The following is a 21,630-nucleotide window of genomic DNA, read 5'->3' on the forward strand; positions in this document are numbered from 1 at the left end:
CCGTTGCGTACGGGTGATTGTTTGACTCCCGGATGTAGGCCGGGGTTCGCATAGATTCAGGAGTTTTCGTGCAGAGGATCAAGGGATATCACGCCCACGTGTACTACGACGCCAGCACCCTGGAGCAGGCCCGGCAGTTGTGTGAAGAGGCAGCGAAGCTGTTTCCGGTGACCATGGGACGCATGCATCAGAAGCCAGTCGGGCCGCATCCGGACTGGAGCTGCCAACTGGCGTTCGGGCCTGAGGTAGTGGGGGTGGTGTTGCCTTGGCTGGCGTTGTACCGGCGGGGGCTGGTGGTGTTCTTGCATCCGCTGACCGGGGATGAAATGGCGGACCACCGTGATCATGCGATCTGGATGGGGGCTGTGCGGCCTCTGGATCTGTCGATCTTTGAATAGTCATCGCGGGGCAAGCCCGCTCCTACCGGTTCGGATTTGAATCTACGGTAGGAGCGGGCTTGCCCCGCGATCAGGCCTCACGCCTTGCGCGCACCCCGCACACCCTGGGCCAGTGCCGAGCACAGCTCAAGCACATCACCCACGGCCTGCTCGGCAGTCTTAGCGTTGGCGATCTTGTCGACCAGCGCCGACCCGACCACCACGCCATCGGCCAGCGTGGCAATTGCGGCCGCCTGTTCTGGCGTACGAATACCAAACCCAACGCTGATCGGCAGGTCGGTATGCCGACGCAGGCGCTCGATCGCGCCGCTGACGTGTTCGGTGGTCGCCGAACCTGCACCGGTCACGCCCGCTACCGAGACGTAGTAGACGAAGCCGGAGCTGCGCTCCAGCACGCGCGGCAGGCGCACGTCGTCGGTGGTCGGGGCGGTCAGGCGAATGAAGTCGATGCCGGCAGCCTGGGCCGGGGTCGCCAGTTCGGCGTCGTGCTCGGGCGGCAGGTCGACGATGATCAGGCCATCCACACCGGCTTCCTTGGCCTGGGCCACGAAGGCCTCGACGCCAAAGCGGTGGATCGGGTTGTAGTAACCCATCAGCACGATCGGCGTGGTCTGGTTGTCGACGCGGAACTCGCGAACCATTTGCAGGGTTTTGGCCAGGGTCTGGCCGGCTTCCAGGGCGCGCAGGGTTGCCAACTGGATGGCAACGCCGTCGGCCATCGGGTCGGTGAACGGCATGCCCAGTTCGATCACGTCGGCGCCGGCAGCCGGCAGGCCCTTGAGGATCGCCAGGGAGGCGTCGTAGCCCGGGTCGCCGGCAGTGACGAAGGTAACCAGTGCGGAGCGGCCTTCGGCCTTGAGCTCAGCGAAGCGTTGTTCAAGACGGCTCATGCCTGTTTCTCCTGGGCGGCCATATGGCTCATCACGGTTTGCATGTCTTTGTCGCCACGCCCGGACAGGCACACCACCATCAGGTGATCCTTGGGCAGGGTCGGGGCGCGCTTGATGGCTTCTGCCAGCGCGTGGGAGGTTTCCAGCGCAGGAATGATGCCTTCCAGGCGGCAAGTGGTGTGGAACGCGGCCAGGGCTTCGTCGTCGGTAATGCTGACGTATTCCACGCGCTTCACTTCATGCAGGAAGGCGTGTTCCGGGCCGATGCCAGGGTAGTCCAGGCCTGCGGAAATCGAGTGGGCGTCGGTGATCTGGCCATCGGCATCTTGCAGCAGGTAGGTGCGGTTGCCGTGCAGTACGCCCGGTACACCACCGTTGAGGCTGGCAGCATGCTTGTCGGTGTCGACGCCATGGCCACCGGCTTCGACGCCGATGATCTGCACGCTGGTGTCATCGAGGAAGTCGTGGAACAGGCCCATGGCGTTGGAGCCGCCGCCGACGCAGGCGATCAGGCTGTCAGGCAGGCGCCCTTCCTTGGCCTGCAACTGCTCGCGGGTTTCCTTGCCGATGATCGACTGGAAGTCACGGACCATGGCCGGGTACGGGTGCGGGCCGGCTACGGTGCCGATCAGGTAGAAGGTGTCGTCGACGTTGGTGACCCAGTCGCGCAGGGCCTCGTTCATGGCGTCCTTGAGGGTGCCGGTGCCCGCCGTGACCGGAACGATCTCGGCACCCAGCAGCTTCATGCGGAACACGTTTGCCTGCTGGCGCTCGATGTCGGTGGCACCCATGTAGATCACGCAAGGCAGGCCAAAACGCGCCGCCACGGTGGCGGTGGCCACGCCGTGCATGCCGGCGCCGGTTTCGGCGATCAGGCGTTTTTTGCCCATGCGCTTGGCCAGCAGCACCTGGCCGATGCAGTTGTTCACCTTGTGGGCGCCGGTGTGGTTGAGTTCTTCACGCTTGAAGAAAATCTTTGCGCCGCCGCAGTGCTCGGTCAGGCGCTCGGCGAAGTACAGCGGGTTCGGGCGGCCAATGTAGTCACGCTGGAAGTAGGCCAGCTGTTCAACAAACTCGGGGTCGGCCTTGGCTGCTTCGTATTCGCGGGCCAGGTCGAGCACCAGTGGCATCAGGGTTTCAGCCACGTAGCGGCCGCCGAATGCGCCAAACAGGCCATTGGCATCAGGGCCGGCGCGGAAGTTGGTCTGAGTCATGGGTCGCTCCAGGGCGTTATCAAGACGGGAATGGCTTTACTGTAACCACGACACGCGCGGCTGAAAACCGATAAGATTGCGACAACATGTCAGGAAAACTCACACGTCATGCGCCAGGACCTCCCTCCCCTCAATGCCCTTCGGGCGTTTGAAGCCACTGCCCGGCTCGGTAGCGTCAGCCAGGCGGCCGAACAGCTACACGTGACACACGGGGCGGTAAGCCGGCAGTTGAAGGTGCTCGAAGAGCACCTGGGCGTGAGTCTGTTCGTCAAGGAAGGGCGTGGCATTAAACTCACAGATGCCGGGCTTCGGCTGCGTGATGCCAGTTTCGACGCCTTCGACCGCTTGCGCAGTGTGTGTACCGAGTTGAGTCAGAGCGGCGCCGATGCGCCTTTCGTGCTCGGTTGCTCCGGCAGCTTGCTGGCGCGCTGGTTCATCCCGCGGTTGGGTCGGCTCAAGGCGGACCTGCCTGAGCTGCGCTTGCATTTGTCTGCTGGGGAAGGCGACCTGGACCCGCGACGCCCGGGGCTGGACGCTCTGTTGGTATTCGCCGAGCTGCCGTGGCCAACCGACATGCAGGTGCATGTGCTGGCCGAGGAACGTATCGGCCCGGTCCTGAGCCCGCACTTTGCCGGGTTCGCTCGCCTGCAACAGGCGCCAGCCAAGGCCCTGCTGGAAGAAACCCTGTTGCAGACCACCTCACGCCCGCAAGCCTGGCCGAGTTGGGCGCGGCAACAAGGTATCGACCCCGAGGCGCTTCGCTACGGTCAGGATTTCGAGCACCTGTATTACTTGCTGGAAGCGGCAGTGGCGGGCTTGGGCGTGGCGATTGCACCACAGCCCCTGGTGGCCGATGACCTGCGCGCCGGGCGGCTGGCCGCGCCGTGGGGCTTTTGTCCGACCCAGGCGGCGCTGGCGTTATGGGTGCCGCGACGCGCCGCAGACGGGCGCGCCGAACAATTGGCCGGGTGGTTGCGCGCCGAGTTGGCGCGCCAGGTCGCTTAGTTGCCGCGTTTGCACAACAAGTACGCGGCCAGCAGGCCGAGGGCACCGACGGCTACGCCTGCGGTGGTCCAGGGGTGTTCCTGGGCATAGTCGCGGGTGGCAAGGCCAGTCTCGCGAGTCTTGGTTTTCACTTCTTCGTAGGCATCGCTGAGCAGGCTGCGCGAGTGACGCAAGGCGTTCTCGGCGTTGCCCTTGAGCGTCTTCAGGGTTTTGCGCGACTCGTCCGAGGCATCGTCCTTGAGGCTTTCCAACGACTTGAGCAGGCTTTCGATCTCCGCTTCCATGCTTTGCAGCGACGCTTTACGCAGCGAATGGTTGGCCATGGTGACTCTCCTTCGAGGTGTGAGTGAGCTGTTCAGGTTCCGACTTCGCGGGCGCCGGAAAGTGCAGTCGAACTTTCCCCGGTGTTTACCCCTCGCAGGTAAAACAGCCCTGCACTGCTAGGCTCAAAGCTCACACCCGAAAAGGAGACTGCTCATGTCCGATCACCACACTTACAAGAAAATCGAACTTGTCGGCTCGTCGCCCACCAGCATAGAAGACGCCATCAACAATGCACTGGCTGAAGCCGGCAAGAGCATCAAGCACCTGGAGTGGTTCGAGGTGATCGAGACTCGCGGCCATATCAAGGACAACAAGGCAGCACATTTTCAGGTAACCCTGAAGGTGGGTTTCCGTATCGCCAATAGCTGATCCGTGCCACTGGCTTGTGCGGATCAATTGGGTTACACAGTCCTGAGGCAGCCGGACGTGCGCCGGCGCCCCTCTCTACTTTGATCTGAACAAGGAAAGCGATCGATGAAGAAGTTGGTAGTTGCACTGGGATTGATGACGCTGGCAGGCACTGCGCTGGCGGCGGGCAAGCCCTGTGAAGAATTGAAGAGTGAAATAGCCGCCAAGATCGATGCCAAGGGCGTCAGTGGTTATTCACTGGAAATCGTCGACAAGGGCGCTGCCACTGGCGGCAAGGTCGTAGGTACCTGCGAAGGCGGGACCAAGGAAATCGTCTATAAACGTTGAAAATATCGCGGGGCAAGCCCGCTCCAGGTAGGAGCAGGCTTGCCCCGCGATCAGTTCTTCAATTGCCCTGCATCACCTGCGCCAGCAGCTCATAGGACCGGATCCGGTCCGCATGTTCGTACACATCACAGGTAAAGATCAGCTCGTCGGCCTGGGTCTGCTCCAGCAGCACCTCCAGCTTGGCGCGGATCTTCTGTGGCCCGCCCACCATCGCCAGCCCCAGGAAACTCCCGACCGCCTCACGTTCATGGGGCAACCACAGGCCGTCCATGGTCTGCACGGGCGGGCGCTGCACCAGGCTCTGGCCGCGCATCAGGGCGAGGATGCGCTGGTACACCGAGGTCGCCAGGTAGTCGGCCTGCTCGTCGGTATCGGCAGCGACCAATGGCACGCCGAGCATCACATAAGGTTTGTCGAGCACTGCCGAGGGCTGGAAATGGTCGCGGTAAATGCGGATGGCCTCGTGCATGTAGCGCGGGGCGAAATGGGAGGCGAAGGCATAGGGCAGCCCGCGCATTCCGGCCAGCTGGGCGCTGAACAGGCTCGAACCCAGCAACCAGATCGGCACTTGGGTGCCATGGCCCGGCACGGCGATGACTTTCTGGTCCGGGGTGCGTGGTCCCAGGTAGCGCACCAGTTCCTCCACATCTTCGGGGAAGTCGTCAGCGCTGCCGGAGCGCTCGCGGCGCAAGGCGCGGGCAGTGATCGGGTCGGAGCCCGGCGCGCGGCCCAGGCCCAGGTCGATCCGGCCGGGATAGAGGCTTTCCAGGGTGCCGAACTGCTCGGCAATCACCAGCGGGGCATGGTTGGGCAACATGACGCCGCCCGCACCGACGCGGATGGTCGAGGTGCCGCCGGCCAGGTAGCCAAGCAGTACGGCTGTTGCCGAGCTGGCAATACCGTCCATGTTGTGGTGTTCAGCGACCCAGAACCGGTTGTAGCCGAACCTTTCCACATGCTGCGCCAGGTCCAGCGAGTTGCGCAGGGACTGCGCCGGGCCGCCATCTTCGCGAACCGGTACCAGATCGAGGGTGGAAAATTTGATGTCTGCAAGTCGCGTCATGGGCTGCTGAGCCTCCTGGACAGTCGTGCGGCCGGCTGTACGCCGGGCCTTTACAACTCTGTATGGGCAGATCCCGAGGAATCAATGCCTGGGGTGAAATCGGGCTGAACTTGCCCGCCGGGGTGGCCTCTGAACTTTAGGCAGCGCATGACAGCGCACCGTCTAGACACCCAGGAGGCATTATGAAAAAGACAGCATCAGCCATATGGCAAGGTGGCTTGAAGGATGGCAAGGGCCTGCTCTCTACCGAAAGTGGCGCACTCAAGCAGAATCCCTATGGGTTCAACACTCGTTTTGAAGGTATGCCAGGCACCAACCCGGAAGAACTGATCGGCGCAGCCCATGCCGGCTGCTTTTCCATGGCCCTGTCGATGATGCTGGGTGAGGCGGGTTTTACGCCTGATCGCATCGACACCATCGCCGAGGTCACGCTCGACAAAAAGGACGATGGCTTTGCCATCACGGCGGTGCATTTGATACTCAAGGCCAAGGTCCCCGGCGCCAGCCAGGAGCAATTCATTGAAGTGGCGAACAAGGCCAAGGCCGGTTGCCCGGTCTCCAAAGTGCTCAATGCGAAGATCAGCCTGGATGCCACCTTGGTGGGTTAAGTCAGAACCGGGGCGTGCTTCTTGTGGTCAAATGAGCGTCGGCAAACATGTGCCGCCACAAGGAGCTGTCCCATGATTCGTGTCGCAATCGCTGTGCTGGCTTCACTGCTGGCGACTACTGCACTGGCTGCGCCAAAACCCTGCGAAGAACTCAAGGCCGAGATCGAGGCAAAGATCCAGGCCCGCGGGGTAACCTCCTACACCTTGGAAATCGTGCGCAACGACGAAGTCCATGACCAGAACATGGTGGTGGGCAGCTGCGACGGTGGCACCAAGAAAATCATCTACCAGAAGAATGATCGCTAGGCGTCAGGGGATGCAGAAAATGTCGTTGTCTTCTTCGGCAACGACCTTGCGCTGCGGGTCGTAGAGATAGGCGCTGGGCTGCATGGCTGGCGCCCTGGCTTCGAGGCGGTAGCGTTTGCCGGCTTCAAAATGGTCGTAGCGCACTTTCAGGTAGCACGTGCGCTCGACCGGATCGACCGAGAAGCCACCGGCATACACCTCGTAGTCGAAGCGCACCGTCAGCTCGTGCTTGCCGGGGGTGACCTGGAAGAAACGCCCGTCGTTCAGGCGCTCACCGTCAAGGCGGTCGGCCATCAACAGTTTGCCGGGCGTCATGGTGTAGAGGTCGATCCAGGCCTGCTTGCTATCGACTGGGGGCAAGGGGCTGGCGCAAGCCCCCAGGGTACTGAGGGCGATCAGCATCATTGGCTGGCGCATGGCAAACTCCCGCTTGCAAGCTACAAAGCACAAGCATAGCGCCATTCGCACTATCAGGTGCGTTGGCAGCCCGCCGGTAGCCCTTTGCCCACCAGTTTCCCTTCACCGTCGAACAGCCTTGCCCAGGGCCGGAAACCAATGCTGCCGGCTTCCAGGTGATAGCGTTGCCCGGCATTGAAATCCTTGTACTTCACATTCAGCTGGCAGTCGCGCCACAGCGTTTCGCTGTCGGGCCCGATATTGCTCGGCGTGACCGGGAACAGGTAACGCACGGTCAGCTCGTGGCTGCCCGGTGGCACTTGGAAGTAGCGCTTGTCGACCCAGTCACGATCATCCACCTGCACGGCGTGCAAGGCTTCATCCGGGCTCGGGGCGAGGTCGATCCAGGCCTGGTTGGGATCGGGGGCGGGTAACCCGGCACAGCCGGACAACAGCACAAAACCGCTAACGACAAGCAGTGTACGCATGGCAAAACTCCAGCCGGGCAAGATAGTCTTTAAGCGGATAAACACTTGAGCGAGAAGACGGGACGCGGATGCTTCGACTATTTCTTTTGTTGCGCTCAAGTCACCGGGCACTCGACCGCATTTTTCGCTGTTTGGTTCCCCTGTCGCTGGGCGTTCTGCTGAACGGTTGTACCAGTGCTAGCTACTACGGCCAGCTGGCCAGTGGCCAATGGGAGCTATTGCAGGCCCGCAAGCCCGTAGCGGAGGTGGTGGCTGATCCTGCCACCGCACCACAGCTTCGCGAGCATCTGCTGAAGGCCGAGCAAGCCCGGGCGTTTGCCAGCTCACAGCTGAAACTGCCGGATAACCGCAGCTATCGGGTGTATGCCGACCTCAAGCGTCCGTTCGTGGTCTGGAATGTTTTCGCCACCCCGGAGTTTTCCCTCGATCCGCAAACCCATTGCTTCCCGATTGCCGGGTGTGTCGCCTATCGCGGTTTTTACAGCCAGGGCGCGGCGCGAGGGGCGGCGGCGTTGCAAAAGCAACAGGGGCTGGATGTGTACATCGGTGGGGTGGAAGCCTATTCGACCCTGGGCTGGTTCGATGACCCCATCCTCAACACCATGTTGCGCTGGGGGGATGAGCGCCTGGCCACGGTGATCTTCCACGAGCTGGCCCATCAGCGGTTCTATGTGGCAGATGACACGGCGTTCAATGAATCCTTCGCCACGTTCGTCGAGCAGGAAGGCACCCGCCAGTGGCGCGCGGCTCGCGGTTTGCCAGCGCAAACGCAGAACCAGAACCTGCAACGCGATCAGTTTGTCGAGTTGGTGCTGGCCAGCCGGGAGCGGCTCAAGGCGCTGTATACGTCACCGCTGACCGTGCCTGCGATGCGGGCGGGAAAGCAGGCTGAATTCGAGCGTTTGCGCCGGGAATATCGGGCGCTGCGTGATAGCCAGTGGAAGGGCGTTGGACGGTACGACGGCTGGATCAACTCACCGATGAACAATGCCAAGTTGCTGCCGTTCGGTTTGTACGATCAATGGGTGCCGGCGTTTGCCGGGCTGTTTGCCGAGGTAGATGGGGATTGGCAGGCGTTTTATGGACGTGTCGAGGGGTTGGGGCGGTTGTCGCTGGAGCAGCGTCGGCAAGCCTTGGAGAGCATCGCGGGGCAAGCCCGCTCCAGGTAGGAGCGGGCGTGCCCCGCGATAAGGCCATCAGGCCCGCATGAATGCCCGGTGCAGCTCACTCAGCGTGGCAAAGTGATAAGCCGGTTGCTCCGCCGTCAGTTCCTCGTGGCTGCCAAATCCATACCCCACGGCAACCGCCTGCAGGCCATTGCTGCGTGCACCGATCAGGTCGTGTTTGCGGTCGCCGATCATCAGCGTTTGCGCCGGGTCCAGTGACTCTTCAGCCAGCAGATGGGCAATCAGCTCGACTTTGTTGGTGCGGGTGCCATCGAGCTCGCTGCCGTAGATCACCTTGAAGTGATGATCGAATTCAAAGTGGCGGGCGATTTCACGGGCGAATTCCCACGGCTTGGAGGTGGCGATGTACAGCGTCCTGCCCTGCCCGTTCAGGGCTTCGAGCAGTTCGTTGACGCCGTCGAATACCTGGTTCTCATAGAGCCCCGTCACCTTGAAGCGCTCGCGGTAGAAGTTCACCGCCTCCCAGGCCTTGGCCTCATCGAAGTGGTAGAACTGCATGAAGGCTTGCAGCAGCGGCGGGCCGATGAAGTGTTCCAGGCGAGCCAGGTCTGGTTCGTCGATGCCGAGCTTGGCCAGGGCGTACTGGATCGAACGGGTGATGCCCAGGCGCGGGTCGGTCAGGGTGCCGTCGAGGTCGAAGAGGATGTTTTGTTGGTGCATGGCAATCTCGATAAGGGCGTCAGGCAGGTTTACTCAGGCAGGTGGTAGCCTTCGGCCAGGTGCTGGTCCTTGAGTTTGACGTAGTTGCTCGCGCTGTAAGGGAAGAAGGCGCGTTCCTTTTCGGTCAGGGCGCGGGCCTGTTTGACCGGGCTGCCGACGTACAGAAAACCGCTTTCCAGACGTTTGCCCGGCGGCACCAGGCTACCGGCGCCAATGATCACATCGTCTTCGACCACGGCGCCGTCCATGATGGTGCTGCCCATGCCGACCAGTATACGGTTGCCCAGCGTGCAGCCATGCAGCATGACTTTGTGACCAATGGTTACCTCGTCACCGATCAGCAGGGGGAAACCATCGGGGTTGAACGGTCCGGCATGGGTGATGTGCAGCACGCTGCCGTCCTGCACGCTGGTACGCGCACCGATGCGGATACGGTGCATATCGCCGCGGATCACGGTCAGTGGCCACACCGAGCTGTCAGCACCGATCTCGACATCACCCAGCACCACCGCGCTGCGGTCGACGAAGGCGCGTTCGCCCAGGCGGGGTGTGTGGTTCTGGAAGCTGCGGATGGCCATGATAGGAAGTCTCTTTGGTATTGATAGGGCTGCGGTCGGCGTCGATTGTAATTAAGATGGTCCGGTGTTTCTTCTGCCAAGGTGTTTAACCGTGAGTGCGACCAACCCGCTTCTGCAGTCTTATGACTTGCCGCCCTTCTCGGCAATCCGTGCCGAGCATGTGCAGCCGGCGATTGAACAGATCCTGGCCGACAACCGTACCGCTATTGCCCAGATTCTCAAGACCCAGGGCCAGCAGCCAAGCTGGGCCGGCCTGATCCTGGCCATGGACGAACTCAACGACCGCCTGGGCGCCGCCTGGAGCCCGGTCAGCCACCTCAATGCCGTGTGCAACAGCGCCGAACTGCGCGAGGCCTATGAGGCCTGCCTGCCGGCATTGAGCGCCTACGCCACCGAAATGGGCCAGAACCGCGAGCTGTTCCAGGCCTATGAGGCACTGATCGCCAGCCCCGAAGCCGCAGGCTTCGATGTGGCGCAAAAGACTATTCTCGAACACGCCCTGCGTGATTTCCGCCTGTCGGGTATCGACCTGCCGGCCGACCAGCAGCAGCGTTATGCCGAAGTGCAGAGCAAGCTCAGCGAACTGGGCAGCCGCTTCTCCAACCAACTGCTCGATGCCACCCAGGCCTGGACCAAGCACGTCACCGACGAAGCCGCCCTCGCCGGCCTGACCGAGTCGGCCAAGGCGCAAATGGCCGCCGCTGCGCAAGCCAAGGGGCTTGAGGGCTGGTTGATCAGCCTGGAGTTCCCAAGCTACTACGCGGTGATGACCTACGCCGAAGACCGCGCCCTGCGCGAAGAAATCTACGCCGCCTACTGCACCCGTGCCTCCGACCAGGGCCCCAATGCCGGCCAGTTCGACAACGGCCCGGTAATGTGCGAAATCCTAGACTTGCGTCAGGAGCTGGCCAAGCTGCTCGGTTATGCCAACTACGCCGAGCTGAGCCTGGCGACCAAGATGGCCGAGTCCAGCGATCAGGTACTGAGCTTCCTGCGAGACCTGGCCAAGCGCAGCAAGCCGTTCGCCCAGCAGGACCTGGCCCAGCTCAAGGCCTATGCTGCCGAACAGGGCTGCCCGGACCTGCAAAGCTGGGACAGCGGTTTCTACGGTGAAAAACTGCGCGAGCAGCGCTATAGCGTTTCCCAGGAAACCCTGCGCGCCTACTTCCCGATCGACAAGGTGCTGTCCGGCCTGTTCGCGATCGTCCAGCGCCTGTACGGGATCGAGATTGCCGAAATCAAGGGCTTCGACACCTGGCACCCGGATGTTCGCCTGTTCGAGATCAAGGAGCACGGTCAGCACGTGGGCCGCTTCTTCTTCGACCTTTACGCCCGCGCCAACAAGCGTGGCGGTGCCTGGATGGACGGTGCCCGCGACCGTCGTCGCGCCGCAGACGGCCAACTGCAAAGCCCGGTGGCCAACCTGGTGTGCAACTTCACCCCGGCCGCGCCTGGCAAGCCGGCGTTGCTGACCCACGATGAAGTCACCACCCTGTTCCACGAGTTCGGTCATGGTCTGCATCATCTGCTGACCCGCATCGAGCACGCCGGTGTTTCCGGTATCAATGGCGTGGCCTGGGATGCCGTGGAGCTGCCGAGCCAGTTCATGGAAAACTGGTGCTGGGAGCCTGAAGGCCTGGCGCTGATTTCCGGTCACTACGAAACGGGTGCGCCGCTGCCTCAGGACCTGCTGGAGAAGATGCTGGCGGCGAAGAACTTCCAGTCCGGCCTGATGATGGTTCGCCAGCTGGAGTTCTCGCTGTTCGACTTTGAGCTGCATGCCAGCCATGGTGATGGCCGCAGTGTGCTGGAAGTGCTTGAAGGCATCCGCGACGAGGTATCGGTCATGCGTCCCCCGGCGTACAACCGCTTCCCCAACAGCTTTGCGCATATCTTCGCCGGTGGGTACGCAGCCGGTTACTACAGCTACAAGTGGGCTGAAGTGCTCTCGGCCGATGCTTTCTCGCGGTTTGAAGAAGAAGGTGTGCTCAACGCCGACACCGGTCGAGCCTTCCGCGAAGCGATTCTTGCCCGTGGTGGCTCTCAGGAACCGATGCTGCTGTTCGTCGACTTCCGTGGCCGTGAGCCTTCAATCGATGCACTCTTGCGCCATTGTGGCCTGAGTGAGGAAGTGGCGGCATGAGTGATGCGCCCGTGATCAAGACGAAAAAACGCTTTATCGCCGGGGCCGTCTGCCCGGCGTGCAGCGAGCCGGACAAACTCATGATGTGGAGCGAAGACAGCGTTCCGCACCGTGAGTGCGTGGCCTGTGGGTTCTCCGACACGCTCAACGAACAGGGCTTGTCGGTACCCAAGGAACTGGGGACCCGTGTCAACAAGGTCGAGCCAAAGCCGGCCGAGGCCAAGGTACAGACCGTACAGTTCTTCCCCAATCCGAAGCTGAAGAAGCCAGCCGACTAAGGCGGACGCCCGGCGGTACTGGCATCGCACAAACGCCCCGTGTACTGTATATAAAAACAGTATTCGGGGCGTTTTCATGTCTACACCTCAAGGCCCGGTGCGGGGGCGTGGTACCACAAGCAATCCGCATAACCGCTTCGCCCCGAACCGTTCGGTGGCCGAGGACGATGGCTGGTATCAGGAAGTGCCCCTGACCCAGGGCACCGAAGTGCGGATCGAAACCGCCAAGACCATCATCACCCGCAACAACTCGCCCGACCTGCCTTTCGACCGCTCGATCAATCCTTATCGTGGTTGTGAGCACGGCTGCATCTACTGCTATGCGCGGCCCAGCCATGCCTATTGGGATCTGTCGCCCGGGCTGGACTTTGAAACCAAGTTGATCGCCAAGACCAACGCGGCGGCGGTGCTTGAACAGCAATTGAGCAAGCCGGGGTACGTCTGCGCGCCAATCAACCTGGGCTCCAATACCGACCCCTACCAGCCCATAGAACGGGAACAGAAACTGACCCGGCGCCTGCTTGAAGTGCTACTGCGTTACCGCCACCCGGTCACCATCGTCACCAAGGGTTCGCTGATCCTGCGCGACCTAGATCTGCTGGCCGAATTGGCCCAGCAACGGCTGGTTGCCGTGATGATCAGCCTCACCACCCTGGATGACGAGCTCAAGCGCACCCTTGAACCCCGCGCCGCAGCACCCAAGGCGCGACTGCGGGCCATCCGTGTACTGAGTGAGGCAGGCATTCCTGTTGGCGTACTGTGCTCACCCATGATCCCGATGATCAACGACAGCGAGCTTGAGCATCTGCTTGAGGCGGCCAAGGCGGCGGGCGCGCTCAGTGCGGCCTATATGATGCTGCGTCTGCCCCTGGAAGTAGCGCCGCTGTTTGAGCAATGGCTGCAGGACCATTACCCGCAGCGGGCCAATCATGTCTTGAGCCTGATCCGCCAAAGTCGTGGTGGCGAGTTGTACGACAGTCGCTTTGGCGCACGGATGCGCGGTGAGGGTGTGTTTGCCGAGTTGCTGGCGCAACGCTTCAGCAAGGCTATTCGTCGCCTGGAGCTCAACCGGCGCGAAGGCTATGCCCTTGATTGCAGTGCGTTTTGTCCGCCGGGTGGGCAGATGTCGCTACTGTGAAAAGCAATAATGGGTATTGGCCATTAATGTTTTTTTGATACTATCCGGTGCACTTGTTTCATAGCCTGGAACGCCCGTTCTAGAGCCTCTGAATTCAGTTTGAGTTAAGTTTCGCCGAGTAGCGTAGGAATTCAGCCAACGAATTAAGTGATTATTGGCTGGCACTTGTCATCTAATTGCCATGTGCTGTTCCAATCATCAACCCGGTAAAATGGACTTAACCTAAACCGTCAAAGAGGATGAAACATGCCCGTAAAGGACCCATCCAAGGCTGTCCCGGAAGTTCCTGCCGAGAGTGCCGATGCCGCCCTGAAGCATATCGTCGACGGCTTTCTGCGGTTTCACCATGACGTCTTCCCTGAACAGCAGGAGCTGTTCAAGAAGCTCGCCACCGCGCAGACGCCCCGTGCGATGTTCATCACCTGTGCCGACTCACGCATCGTGCCTGAGCTGATCACCCAGAGCTCGCCGGGCGATCTGTTCGTCACGCGTAACGTCGGTAACGTCGTGCCGCCCTACGGGCAGATGAACGGCGGCGTCTCCACCGCCATCGAATATGCCGTCCTGGCACTGGGCGTACACCACATCATCATCTGCGGTCACTCCGACTGCGGCGCCATGCGCGCGGTGCTCAACCCCAATAGCCTGGAGAAGATGCCGACGGTCAAAGCCTGGTTGCGCCATGCCGAAGTGGCTCGCACCGTGGTTGAAGACAATTGCTCATGCGGCAGCGAGCACGAAAGCATGCAGGTGCTGACCAAGGAAAACGTCATCGCCCAGCTGCACCACCTGCGCACCCACCCTTCCGTCGCCTCGCGCCTGGCGGCTGGCCAGTTGTATATCCATGGCTGGATCTATGACATCGAAACCAGCCAGATCGAAGCGTACGACGCCGGCAGCGACAGCTTCCTGCCCCTGGCCGCAGGCCAGCCAATTCCCTGCGCAACACCCAGAGGCCGCTACTAAGCGTCCCAGAAACCCCGCGACACGCTGATTGATGGCCGCACCTGCAAGGTGCGGCCTGGTCATCGGCTGCCTTGAATTCCCCTGATTGCCTGCCGGCTCGTCTGGCGGTCTGCGCCTGCGCGTCTGTCAGGGGGTGTGCCATCGGCCATCGGAATGGCTGTGAAACGATAAAGAAGGAGTGACACGGTGAACAAGACACAAGTCAAAGCGGCTTTGCCGCGTGAGCTGCTGGCCTCGGTGGTGGTATTTCTGGTGGCCCTGCCGTTGTGCATGGGCATTGCCATTGCTTCCGGCCTGCCGCCGGCCAAAGGCCTGATCACAGGAATCATCGGCGGCATCGTGGTGGGCTGGCTGGCCGGTTCGCCCTTGCAGGTCAGTGGGCCGGCGGCAGGCCTTGCGGTATTGGTATTCGAGTTGGTGCGCGAGCATGGCGTGGCCATGCTGGGCCCCATCCTGCTACTGGCCGGATTGCTGCAGTTGCTGGCGGGGCGCTTGCGCCTGGGCTGCTGGTTTCGGGTTACGGCGCCGGCCGTGGTCTATGGCATGTTGGCCGGCATTGGCGTGCTGATCGTGCTGTCCCAGGTGCACGTGATGTTCGATAGCGCGCCGCAGCCCTCGGGGCTGGCGAATCTGATGGGTTTTCCGGCCACGGTGCAAAAGGCACTGCCGTTTGAAACGGCAGGGAATGGCTGGCAAGCGGGTGCATTGGGGCTGGGTACCATTGCCGTGATGTGGGGGTGGGAGCGCTTGCGGCCGCAAGCCTTGCGCTTCGTGCCCGGGGCCCTCTTGGGCGTTGCCCTGATGACAGCGATCAGCATCTGGCTGGCGTTGCCGGTGAACCGGGTGCAGGTGCCAGCTGACCTGAGCCAGGCCATCGACTGGTTGCGGCCGGCCGACCTGCTCAATCTTGCTGATCCCACGTTGTTGGTTGCCGCCTTTGCCCTGGCCTTCATTGCCAGTGCCGAAACCTTGCTGTCGGCGGCGGCGGTGGACCGGATGCACAACGGCCAACGCTCGGATTTTGACCGCGAACTTTCCGCCCAGGGTATTGGCAATATGCTCTGCGGGGTGCTGGGTGCGTTGCCAATGACCGGCGTGATTGTGCGCAGCTCAGCCAATGTACAGGCCGGCGCCCGCACACGGTTTTCGGCGATTCTGCATGGGGGGTGGTTGCTGGCGTTTGTGGTAGTGCTCAGCAGTGTGCTGCAGCAAATACCGGTGGCGAGCCTGGCGGGGGTGCTGGTCTATACCGGGATCAAATTGGTCGACTTCAAGGCGTTTCGCGGTTTGAGCCGGTATGGTCGGATGCCGATGTTCACCTATGCCGCGACGGCGCTGGCGATCATCTTCACTGACCTGCTGACCGGCGTTCTGCTTGGCTTTGCCCTGACGCTGCTGAAGCTGGCGCTCAAGGCGGCGCGCTTGAAGATCAGCCTAGTCAGCCTCACTACGCCTGGGCATATGGAGCTCAGGTTGAGCGGTGCGGCGACCTTTCTCAAGGTTCCGGCGCTGGCTCAGGCGCTGGAAGGTATTGCGCCCGGTACCACGCTGAATGTACCGCTGGCCAATCTCAGCTACATCGATCATTCGTGCCTCGAATTGCTTGAGGATTGGGGGCGGGCCAATGCGGGCAAGGGGTCAAGGTTGGTGATCGAACAGCGTCGACTGAAGCGGCGGGTTGAAGGGCGGGTGCGCACGACTGTCGGCTTGGGCGTTTGAGCTAAGCAATCGCCGGCAACACCGGCTCCCACAAGGTCTGTGGGAGCCGGTGTTGCCGGCGATTGATGTCAGGCCGACTGATCTAGTTCCAGCCCTACGCCCAGTTGGCGCGACAGGCACGGCCAGCGCTTCCACGCGGCGCCTGTTTCCGGGCTGCTCAGCTTCTCGCGGTACTGCTCCACCGACTCCAGTGCGAAGCTCTCTTCATTGAGCATTTCGTCCACCGAGTGGTGCACCACTTCGTCCAACTGATTGGCGAACTCTTCACCGATCAGCTGGTGGGCGATCAGGTTGGCCACGGTGGTGTCCAGAGGGATCAGCGGCTGATTGAAGTGCTTGATGTACAGGTCGTTCACTTCTTCCACCAGGCGATGCGCCAGGTAGGCTTCGTCCAGCAAACATCCCAGGCCCAGGTGGGTGTTGGTGATGGCGGGCGGTTGCAGGAAGTACTGCTCGGCGATTTTCAGCACCGGCTTGATCTGCGATTCGATTCCGGCCTCGCGGGCAACGGAATTGGCGGCTTCCAGCATTTCTGGAACCTGCTCGATATAAGCACCGACGAAGCGGGCCAATGCACCTTGTGCGTCGATTTCAGGTAGCTGGATCGAGGGGTGCAGGTGTGGCAGTTGTTGGACGAGTTGCTCTTTCAGTTGGCCGGTTTCGGTCTCATGTTGATGGGCACGGGTAATCTGCTCGCGCAAAGCGGCGATGTTCATGACAACTCCAGGGTAAAGGCGTGACAAACGGAAGACACTAAGTTAGCTCTATTCTGAAAATGGCTAAGACGTATTTGGCATAAATCGACGCCACTTGTAGTCAGACGATTATATTGAAATGCCATCATTGTGCCGTACGCCAGGCAATCCGCGGGCTGGCGCGCAAACGTTCAACCTGTTGCCTTTGATTTCCTGAGTCGCGTTGCGTGGTCGAGGTCGCTGTCTATACTCCGGTTTGAAAGTGATTCGCTGATGAGGCCCGACTGCAGTTCGCAGGGGCTCGGTCGTCGAAGTTCGCAGTCTTGGCCGCCGTACCCTTAGCCGTAGGTCCACGCCTCCGGGATAACAAGAACGATAAGGGGAACCCGCAATGATGCGACATCCACATGTCTGGATGGGCCTCCTGTTGTGGTCGGTATTCGGTCAGGCCAACGCCGCCTGGACCGTGAACATGGCGCCAGGGGCGACTGAAGTCAGCAACGCAGTGTTCGACCTGCACATGACCATCTTCTGGATCTGCGTGATCATTGGCCTGGTGGTCTTTGGTGCGATGTTCTGGTCGATGATCATCCACCGTCGTTCCACCGGCCAGCAGCCTGCGCATTTTCACGAGCACACCTGGGTCGAGATCATGTGGACGGTGGTGCCGTTCCTGATCCTGGTGGCCATGGCCATTCCGGCGACCAAGACCCTGATCGACATCTACGATGCCAGTGAGTCGGATGTGGACATCCAGGTCACCGGCTATCAGTGGAAGTGGCACTACAAATACCTGGGCCAGGACGTCGAGTTCTTCAGCAACCTGGCCACTCCCGCCGACCAGATCCACAACAAAGCCCCCAAGGATGAGCATTACCTGCTCGAAGTCGACCAGCCGCTGGTGCTGCCGGTCGGGGCCAAGGTGCGTTTTCTGGTCACGGCTGCCGATGTCATCCACTCCTGGTGGGTGCCGGCCTTCGCGGTCAAGCGTGACGCCATCCCGGGCTTCGTCAATGAGGCCTGGACCCGGGTCGAGAAGCCCGGCATCTATCGTGGCCAATGTACCGAGCTGTGCGGCAAGGACCACGGCTTCATGCCGGTGGTGGTCGAGGTCAAGTCCAAGGCCGACTACGACACCTGGCTCGGCGAGCGCAAGGCCGAAGCCGCCAAGCTCAAGGAGCTGACCAGCAAGGAATGGACGCTGCAGGAGCTGGTCGAGCGTGGCGACAAGGTCTATCACACCACTTGCGTGGCCTGTCACCAGGCCGAAGGCCAGGGCTTGCCGCCGATGTTCCCGGCTCTCAAGGGCTCGAAGATCGCCATCGGACCGAAGGAAGATCACCTGAGCATTGTCTTCCATGGCAAGCCGGGCACCGCCATGGCCGCCTTCGGCAAACAACTGTCGGAAGTGGATATCGCCGCGGTAGTGACCTACGAACGTAACGCCTGGGGCAACAACAAGGGCGACATGGTCACGCCAAAAGATGTGCTGGCGCTCAAGCAGGCAGAAAGCAAATGAGCCGGCTTGACGCGTGTACCCGCACCAGCCACCGGACTGCAGGAGACAGGACATGAGCGCAGTGATCGACGACCACAGCCACGGTCATGACCACGCCCACGGACCGGCCAAGGGCCTGATGCGTTGGGTGCTGACCACCAACCATAAAGACATCGGCACGATGTACCTGTGGTTCAGCTTCATCGCCTTCCTGCTCGGTGGCTCCTTCGCCATGGTGATCCGCGCCGAGCTGTTCCAGCCGGGCCTGCAGATCGTGCAGCCGGAATTCTTCAACCAGATGACCACCATGCATGGGCTGGTGATGGTGTTCGGTGCGGTCATGCCGGCCTTCGTCGGCCTGGCCAACTGGATGATCCCGCTGATGATCGGGGCGCCGGACATGGCCCTGCCACGGATGAACAACTTCAGTTTCTGGCTGTTGCCGGCGGCCTTCCTTCTATTGGTCTCGACCTTGTTCATGCCCGGTGGCGGGCCGAACTTCGGCTGGACCTTCTACGCGCCGCTATCGACTACCTACGCGCCGGAAAGCGTGACCTTCTTCATTTTTGCCATTCACCTGATGGGCATCAGTTCGATCATGGGCGCGATCAACGTGATCGCCACCATTCTCAACCTGCGTGCCCCGGGCATGACCTTGATGAAGATGCCGTTGTTCGTCTGGACCTGGCTGATCACTGCATTCCTGCTGATTGCCGTGATGCCGGTACTGGCCGGGGTGGTAACCATGATGCTGATGGACATCCACTTCGGTACCAGCTTCTTCAGTGCCGCCGGTGGCGGTGACCCGGTGTTGTTCCAGCACGTGTTCTGGTTCTTCGGCCACCCCGAGGTGTACATCATGATCCTGCCGGCGTTCGGCGCGGTCAGCTCGATCATCCCGGCGTTCTCGCGCAAACCGCTGTTCGGCTATACCTCGATGGTCTACGCCACCGGCGCAATTGCTTTCCTTTCCTTTATTGTCTGGGCGCACCACATGTTCGTGGTGGGTATCCCGGTGGTCGGCGAGTTGTTCTTCATGTACGCCACCATGCTGATCGCGGTGCCCACCGGGGTGAAGGTGTTCAACTGGGTCAGCACCATGTGGGAGGGCTCGCTGACCTTCGAGACGCCGATGCTGTTCGCCATCGCCTTCGTCATCCTGTTCACCATCGGCGGATTCTCCGGGCTGATGCTGGCCATCGCGCCGGCGGACTTCCAGTACCACGACACCTACTTCGTGGTTGCCCACTTCCACTATGTACTGGTGCCCGGTGCGATCTTCGGCATCTTCGCCTCGGCCTATTACTGGCTGCCGAAGTGGACCGGGCACATGTATGACGAAACCCTGGGCAAGCTGCATTTCTGGCTGTCGTTCATCGGCATGAACCTGGCGTTCTTCCCGATGCACTTTGTTGGCCTGGCCGGCATGCCGCGGCGGATCCCGGACTACAACCTGCAATTTGCCGATTTCAATATGGTCTCCTCGATCGGTGCCTTCACCTTTGGCGCCACGCAGATCTTCTTCCTGTTCATCGTGATCAAGTGCATCCGCGGGGGCAAACCTGCGCCGGCCAAACCCTGGGATGGCGCCGAAGGCCTGGAATGGTCGGTGCCGTCACCGGCGCCCTATCACACCTTCCAGACACCACCGGAAGTGAAATGAACGGCCAGCGCCGGAGGAGAGAGCCATGAGTGAAGGGACTTCGCTCAAGCGCCTGGTCATGCGGCTGATGCTGTTGACCGTGGTGATGTTTGCCTTCGGCTTTGCCCTGGTGCCGATCTACGACGTGATGTGCAAGGCCTTCGGTATCAACGGCAAGACCGGCGGACAGTACGAGGGGACGCAGGTCAGTGATCCGAACCGCACGGTAAAAGTGCAGTTCATGTCGACCAACGCCAGCGACATGGTCTGGGAGTTCCATTCCACCGCTGACCAGATCGACGTCAATCCCGGTGCGGTCAATCAGATGGTGTTCATTGCCCGCAACCCGACCGACAGACCCATGAGCGCCCAGGCCATCCCCAGCATTACCCCGGCCGAGGCGGCGGCGTACTTCCACAAGACCGAATGCTTCTGCTTTACCCAGCAGGTGCTGCAACCGGGAGAGCGTATCGAAATGCCGGTGCGCTTTATCGTCGACCGCGACCTGCCCAAGGATGTGAAACACCTGACGCTTGCTTACACGTTGTTCGATATCACCGCTCGCCACCCGCCAGTTGCACAACTGGCGGGCCAGGACGCACAGGGCGCCCGATAAGGAGAACACTCAATGGCTTCGCATGAGCACTATTACGTACCGGCGCAAAGCAAGTGGCCGATCATTGCCACCATCGGCATGTTCATCACGGTGTTTGGCCTGGGCACCTGGTTCAACGACCTCAAGGCCGGACGACCTGACTCTCATGGGCCATGGATTTTCTTCCTGGGTGCGTTGTGCCTGGCCTACATGATGTTCGGCTGGTTCGGCGCGGTCATCAAAGAGAGCCGCGCCGGGCTCTACAGCCCGCAACTGGACCGCTCGTTCCGCTGGGGCATGTCGTGGTTCATCTTCTCCGAGGTGATGTTCTTCATCGCCTTTTTTGGTGCCCTGTTCTATGTGCGCACCCTGGCCGGGCCGTGGCTCGGTGGGGAAGGCGCAAAAGGCGTGGCGCACATGCTCTGGCCGAATTTCGAGTTCGCCTGGCCGCTACTCAATACGCCGGACCCGAAACTCTTTCCGCCCCCCAAGGACATCATCGACCCCTGGCACCTGCCACTGATCAACACCATTCTGCTGGTCAGTTCCAGTGTCACGGTGACCATCGCCCACCACGCCCTGCGCAAGAACCACCGGGGGCCGCTCAAGTTCTGGCTGGCACTGACCATCGTGCTGGGGATCGCCTTCCTGATCTTGCAGGCCTACGAGTATCACGAGGCCTACACCGAGCTCGGCCTGACACTGGGCTCAGGCATCTATGGCGCGACCTTCTTCATGCTCACAGGTTTTCATGGTGCTCACGTGACCATGGGCACGCTGATCCTGTTCGTGATGCTGATGCGGATCATGCGCGGGCACTTCAACGCCGACAAACACTTCGGTTTCGAGGCGGCCAGTTGGTACTGGCACTTCGTGGACGTGGTCTGGGTGGGGCTGTTTATCTTCGTGTATGTGCTGTAGCGGTGTTCAGAACGGCGCGTGGGAGACCAGCTGTCCGCTGTAGAAGCCCCAGGTAATCAGCGCCAGGGTCAGTGCAGCGAGGGTCACCCGCACCGTCAGGGCCTTGAGCAGGCGCGTGGAGTGTCCGTCGTCCTTGACCAGAAAGAACAGGCCACTGAACAGGCTGGCGATGGTAGCCAGCAGCATCAGGACAATCGCGGCTTTAAGCATGGCGAAACTCCG

26 protein-coding genes are annotated in these 21,630 nt (G+C 61.3%); 16 read left to right on the plus strand and 10 right to left on the minus strand.

Going from position 1 to position 21,630, the window contains the following annotated elements; translation table 11 throughout:
* The first annotated feature begins 68 nt into the window (after positions 1 to 68).
* Positions 69 to 398 carry a DOPA 4,5-dioxygenase family protein gene (locus tag U9R80_RS00165; RefSeq protein ID WP_301839046.1) on the plus strand — a complete coding sequence of 110 codons (330 nt, stop codon included), beginning with the start codon at positions 69 to 71 and terminating at the stop codon, positions 396 to 398.
* Between the two features lie 77 nt (positions 399 to 475).
* Here the strand turns inward: U9R80_RS00165 and trpA are convergent, their stop codons facing one another.
* Positions 476 to 1,288, minus strand: a complete 813-nt coding sequence (trpA, locus tag U9R80_RS00170; RefSeq protein WP_301839049.1) for a tryptophan synthase subunit alpha — start codon at positions 1,286 to 1,288, stop codon at positions 476 to 478.
* On the minus strand, positions 1,285 to 2,502 hold the full coding sequence (gene trpB / locus U9R80_RS00175; RefSeq protein ID WP_301839051.1) for a tryptophan synthase subunit beta: 1,218 nt from the start codon (positions 2,500 to 2,502) through the stop codon (positions 1,285 to 1,287). Before trpB ends, trpA begins: the two co-directional genes overlap by 4 nt.
* Before the next feature lie 108 nt (positions 2,503 to 2,610).
* Between trpB and U9R80_RS00180 the strand changes: the two genes are divergently transcribed.
* Positions 2,611 to 3,507 carry a LysR family transcriptional regulator gene (locus U9R80_RS00180; RefSeq protein ID WP_301839053.1) on the plus strand — a complete coding sequence of 299 codons (897 nt, stop codon included), beginning with the start codon at positions 2,611 to 2,613 and terminating at the stop codon, positions 3,505 to 3,507.
* On the opposite strand, the gene U9R80_RS00185 is transcribed toward U9R80_RS00180, so the two are convergent.
* Entirely contained in the window at positions 3,504 to 3,830 is a 327-nt protein-coding gene (locus U9R80_RS00185; RefSeq protein ID WP_301839055.1) for a DUF883 family protein, read from the minus strand. The two genes, U9R80_RS00180 and U9R80_RS00185, sit on opposite strands and share 4 nt — an antisense overlap.
* Before the next feature lie 154 nt (positions 3,831 to 3,984).
* Between U9R80_RS00185 and U9R80_RS00190 the strand changes: the two genes are divergently transcribed.
* Together U9R80_RS00190 and U9R80_RS00195 are read left to right on the plus strand one after the other, a co-directional pair.
* Positions 3,985 to 4,200 carry a dodecin gene (locus U9R80_RS00190; protein WP_301839057.1) on the plus strand — a complete coding sequence of 72 codons (216 nt, stop codon included), beginning with the start codon at positions 3,985 to 3,987 and terminating at the stop codon, positions 4,198 to 4,200.
* Positions 4,201 to 4,305: 105 nt separating this feature from the next.
* Positions 4,306 to 4,527, plus strand: coding sequence for a DUF1161 domain-containing protein (locus U9R80_RS00195; protein WP_301839058.1), 222 nt, complete (start codon positions 4,306 to 4,308; stop codon positions 4,525 to 4,527).
* Between the two features lie 58 nt (positions 4,528 to 4,585).
* On the opposite strand, the gene U9R80_RS00200 is transcribed toward U9R80_RS00195, so the two are convergent.
* Positions 4,586 to 5,590, minus strand: a complete 1,005-nt coding sequence (locus U9R80_RS00200; RefSeq protein WP_301839060.1) for an LLM class flavin-dependent oxidoreductase — start codon at positions 5,588 to 5,590, stop codon at positions 4,586 to 4,588.
* 182 nt (positions 5,591 to 5,772) lie between these two features.
* Here U9R80_RS00200 and U9R80_RS00205 point away from each other — a divergent pair, with 182 nt between their 5' ends.
* Together U9R80_RS00205 and U9R80_RS00210 are read left to right on the plus strand one after the other, a co-directional pair.
* Entirely contained in the window at positions 5,773 to 6,198 is a 426-nt protein-coding gene (locus U9R80_RS00205; RefSeq protein ID WP_301839061.1) for an OsmC family protein, read from the plus strand.
* Positions 6,199 to 6,270: 72 nt separating this feature from the next.
* Positions 6,271 to 6,504 carry a DUF1161 domain-containing protein gene (locus U9R80_RS00210; RefSeq protein ID WP_028942614.1) on the plus strand — a complete coding sequence of 78 codons (234 nt, stop codon included), beginning with the start codon at positions 6,271 to 6,273 and terminating at the stop codon, positions 6,502 to 6,504.
* A 3-nt stretch (positions 6,505 to 6,507) separates the two neighbouring features.
* Here the strand turns inward: U9R80_RS00210 and U9R80_RS00215 are convergent, their stop codons facing one another.
* Positions 6,508 to 6,921, minus strand: a complete 414-nt coding sequence (locus tag U9R80_RS00215; RefSeq protein ID WP_301839063.1) for a PA0061/PA0062 family lipoprotein — start codon at positions 6,919 to 6,921, stop codon at positions 6,508 to 6,510.
* A gap of 53 nt (positions 6,922 to 6,974) precedes the next feature.
* On the minus strand, positions 6,975 to 7,388 hold the full coding sequence (locus U9R80_RS00220) for a PA0061/PA0062 family lipoprotein (protein WP_301839064.1): 414 nt from the start codon (positions 7,386 to 7,388) through the stop codon (positions 6,975 to 6,977).
* An 86-nt stretch (positions 7,389 to 7,474) separates the two neighbouring features.
* Between U9R80_RS00220 and U9R80_RS00225 the strand changes: the two genes are divergently transcribed.
* Positions 7,475 to 8,557, plus strand: coding sequence for an aminopeptidase (locus U9R80_RS00225; protein WP_442964992.1), 1,083 nt, complete (start codon positions 7,475 to 7,477; stop codon positions 8,555 to 8,557).
* A gap of 27 nt (positions 8,558 to 8,584) precedes the next feature.
* On the opposite strand, the gene U9R80_RS00230 is transcribed toward U9R80_RS00225, so the two are convergent.
* A complete protein-coding gene (locus tag U9R80_RS00230; protein WP_301839067.1) occupies positions 8,585 to 9,235 on the minus strand; it encodes an HAD family hydrolase in 651 nt (216 codons plus the stop codon).
* 29 nt (positions 9,236 to 9,264) lie between these two features.
* Positions 9,265 to 9,813 carry a gamma carbonic anhydrase family protein gene (locus tag U9R80_RS00235; protein ID WP_301839070.1) on the minus strand — a complete coding sequence of 183 codons (549 nt, stop codon included), beginning with the start codon at positions 9,811 to 9,813 and terminating at the stop codon, positions 9,265 to 9,267.
* 91 nt (positions 9,814 to 9,904) lie between these two features.
* On the opposite strand from U9R80_RS00235, the gene prlC reads away from it, so the two are divergent.
* The 5 genes from prlC to U9R80_RS00260 all read left to right on the plus strand — a co-directional run bounded on the left by prlC (position 9,905) and on the right by U9R80_RS00260 (position 16,057).
* Positions 9,905 to 11,956 (plus strand): oligopeptidase A, encoded by a 2,052-nt coding sequence (prlC, locus tag U9R80_RS00240; RefSeq protein ID WP_301839071.1) that lies wholly within the window; start codon positions 9,905 to 9,907, stop codon positions 11,954 to 11,956.
* Positions 11,953 to 12,234 carry a YheV family putative zinc ribbon protein gene (locus tag U9R80_RS00245; protein ID WP_301839072.1) on the plus strand — a complete coding sequence of 94 codons (282 nt, stop codon included), beginning with the start codon at positions 11,953 to 11,955 and terminating at the stop codon, positions 12,232 to 12,234. The genes prlC and U9R80_RS00245 overlap by 4 nt, the downstream gene beginning before the upstream one ends.
* A gap of 76 nt (positions 12,235 to 12,310) precedes the next feature.
* Positions 12,311 to 13,372 carry a PA0069 family radical SAM protein gene (locus U9R80_RS00250; protein WP_301839073.1) on the plus strand — a complete coding sequence of 354 codons (1,062 nt, stop codon included), beginning with the start codon at positions 12,311 to 12,313 and terminating at the stop codon, positions 13,370 to 13,372.
* A 246-nt stretch (positions 13,373 to 13,618) separates the two neighbouring features.
* On the plus strand, positions 13,619 to 14,338 hold the full coding sequence (locus U9R80_RS00255) for a carbonic anhydrase (protein ID WP_301839074.1): 720 nt from the start codon (positions 13,619 to 13,621) through the stop codon (positions 14,336 to 14,338).
* Positions 14,339 to 14,524: 186 nt separating this feature from the next.
* Complete coding sequence (locus U9R80_RS00260) at positions 14,525 to 16,057, plus strand: SulP family inorganic anion transporter (RefSeq protein ID WP_301839075.1); 1,533 nt, start codon at positions 14,525 to 14,527, stop codon at positions 16,055 to 16,057.
* Between the two features lie 68 nt (positions 16,058 to 16,125).
* On the opposite strand, the gene U9R80_RS00265 is transcribed toward U9R80_RS00260, so the two are convergent.
* Positions 16,126 to 16,773 carry a hypothetical protein gene (locus tag U9R80_RS00265; protein WP_301839077.1) on the minus strand — a complete coding sequence of 216 codons (648 nt, stop codon included), beginning with the start codon at positions 16,771 to 16,773 and terminating at the stop codon, positions 16,126 to 16,128.
* 370 nt (positions 16,774 to 17,143) lie between these two features.
* Between U9R80_RS00265 and coxB the strand changes: the two genes are divergently transcribed.
* Genes coxB through U9R80_RS00285 form a run of 4 tightly spaced genes read left to right on the plus strand, consistent with a single transcriptional unit; the run spans position 17,144 to position 21,408 of the window.
* Positions 17,144 to 18,271, plus strand: a complete 1,128-nt coding sequence (gene coxB / locus U9R80_RS00270) for a cytochrome c oxidase subunit II (protein ID WP_301839078.1) — start codon at positions 17,144 to 17,146, stop codon at positions 18,269 to 18,271.
* A 52-nt stretch (positions 18,272 to 18,323) separates the two neighbouring features.
* The gene (gene ctaD, locus U9R80_RS00275; protein WP_028942626.1) at positions 18,324 to 19,913 is read left to right on the plus strand and encodes a cytochrome c oxidase subunit I; all 1,590 of its coding nucleotides are present in this window, start codon (positions 18,324 to 18,326) and stop codon (positions 19,911 to 19,913) included.
* A 25-nt stretch (positions 19,914 to 19,938) separates the two neighbouring features.
* Positions 19,939 to 20,508, plus strand: coding sequence for a cytochrome c oxidase assembly protein (locus tag U9R80_RS00280; RefSeq protein WP_301839081.1), 570 nt, complete (start codon positions 19,939 to 19,941; stop codon positions 20,506 to 20,508).
* A gap of 12 nt (positions 20,509 to 20,520) precedes the next feature.
* Positions 20,521 to 21,408 carry a cytochrome c oxidase subunit 3 gene (locus U9R80_RS00285; RefSeq protein ID WP_301839082.1) on the plus strand — a complete coding sequence of 296 codons (888 nt, stop codon included), beginning with the start codon at positions 20,521 to 20,523 and terminating at the stop codon, positions 21,406 to 21,408.
* A gap of 6 nt (positions 21,409 to 21,414) precedes the next feature.
* On the opposite strand, the gene U9R80_RS00290 is transcribed toward U9R80_RS00285, so the two are convergent.
* Complete coding sequence (locus U9R80_RS00290) at positions 21,415 to 21,618, minus strand: twin transmembrane helix small protein (protein ID WP_028942629.1); 204 nt, start codon at positions 21,616 to 21,618, stop codon at positions 21,415 to 21,417.
* Positions 21,619 to 21,630 lie beyond the last annotated feature (12 nt).

Source organism: Pseudomonas sp. JQ170C (assembly GCF_035581345.1).
Classification (GTDB): domain Bacteria; phylum Pseudomonadota; class Gammaproteobacteria; order Pseudomonadales; family Pseudomonadaceae; genus Aquipseudomonas.

Coding starts and splice junctions, on each gene's coding strand:
- U9R80_RS00210 (WP_028942614.1), top strand. CDS start 6,271: ATGATTCGTGTCGCAATCGCTGTGCTGGCTTCACTGCTGGCGACTACT.
- trpB (WP_301839051.1), bottom strand. CDS start 2,502: ATGACTCAGACCAACTTCCGCGCCGGCCCTGATGCCAATGGCCTGTTT.
- U9R80_RS00215 (WP_301839063.1), bottom strand. CDS start 6,921: ATGCGCCAGCCAATGATGCTGATCGCCCTCAGTACCCTGGGGGCTTGC.
- U9R80_RS00185 (WP_301839055.1), bottom strand. CDS start 3,830: ATGGCCAACCATTCGCTGCGTAAAGCGTCGCTGCAAAGCATGGAAGCG.
- U9R80_RS00180 (WP_301839053.1), top strand. CDS start 2,611: ATGCGCCAGGACCTCCCTCCCCTCAATGCCCTTCGGGCGTTTGAAGCC.
- U9R80_RS00290 (WP_028942629.1), bottom strand. CDS start 21,618: ATGCTTAAAGCCGCGATTGTCCTGATGCTGCTGGCTACCATCGCCAGC.
- trpA (WP_301839049.1), bottom strand. CDS start 1,288: ATGAGCCGTCTTGAACAACGCTTCGCTGAGCTCAAGGCCGAAGGCCGC.
- U9R80_RS00255 (WP_301839074.1), top strand. CDS start 13,619: ATGCCCGTAAAGGACCCATCCAAGGCTGTCCCGGAAGTTCCTGCCGAG.
- U9R80_RS00285 (WP_301839082.1), top strand. CDS start 20,521: ATGGCTTCGCATGAGCACTATTACGTACCGGCGCAAAGCAAGTGGCCG.
- ctaD (WP_028942626.1), top strand. CDS start 18,324: ATGAGCGCAGTGATCGACGACCACAGCCACGGTCATGACCACGCCCAC.
- U9R80_RS00220 (WP_301839064.1), bottom strand. CDS start 7,388: ATGCGTACACTGCTTGTCGTTAGCGGTTTTGTGCTGTTGTCCGGCTGT.
- U9R80_RS00195 (WP_301839058.1), top strand. CDS start 4,306: ATGAAGAAGTTGGTAGTTGCACTGGGATTGATGACGCTGGCAGGCACT.
- U9R80_RS00190 (WP_301839057.1), top strand. CDS start 3,985: ATGTCCGATCACCACACTTACAAGAAAATCGAACTTGTCGGCTCGTCG.
- U9R80_RS00280 (WP_301839081.1), top strand. CDS start 19,939: ATGAGTGAAGGGACTTCGCTCAAGCGCCTGGTCATGCGGCTGATGCTG.
- U9R80_RS00200 (WP_301839060.1), bottom strand. CDS start 5,590: ATGACGCGACTTGCAGACATCAAATTTTCCACCCTCGATCTGGTACCG.
- coxB (WP_301839078.1), top strand. CDS start 17,144: ATGATGCGACATCCACATGTCTGGATGGGCCTCCTGTTGTGGTCGGTA.
- U9R80_RS00250 (WP_301839073.1), top strand. CDS start 12,311: ATGTCTACACCTCAAGGCCCGGTGCGGGGGCGTGGTACCACAAGCAAT.
- U9R80_RS00245 (WP_301839072.1), top strand. CDS start 11,953: ATGAGTGATGCGCCCGTGATCAAGACGAAAAAACGCTTTATCGCCGGG.
- U9R80_RS00265 (WP_301839077.1), bottom strand. CDS start 16,773: ATGAACATCGCCGCTTTGCGCGAGCAGATTACCCGTGCCCATCAACAT.
- U9R80_RS00235 (WP_301839070.1), bottom strand. CDS start 9,813: ATGGCCATCCGCAGCTTCCAGAACCACACACCCCGCCTGGGCGAACGC.
- U9R80_RS00205 (WP_301839061.1), top strand. CDS start 5,773: ATGAAAAAGACAGCATCAGCCATATGGCAAGGTGGCTTGAAGGATGGC.
- U9R80_RS00230 (WP_301839067.1), bottom strand. CDS start 9,235: ATGCACCAACAAAACATCCTCTTCGACCTCGACGGCACCCTGACCGAC.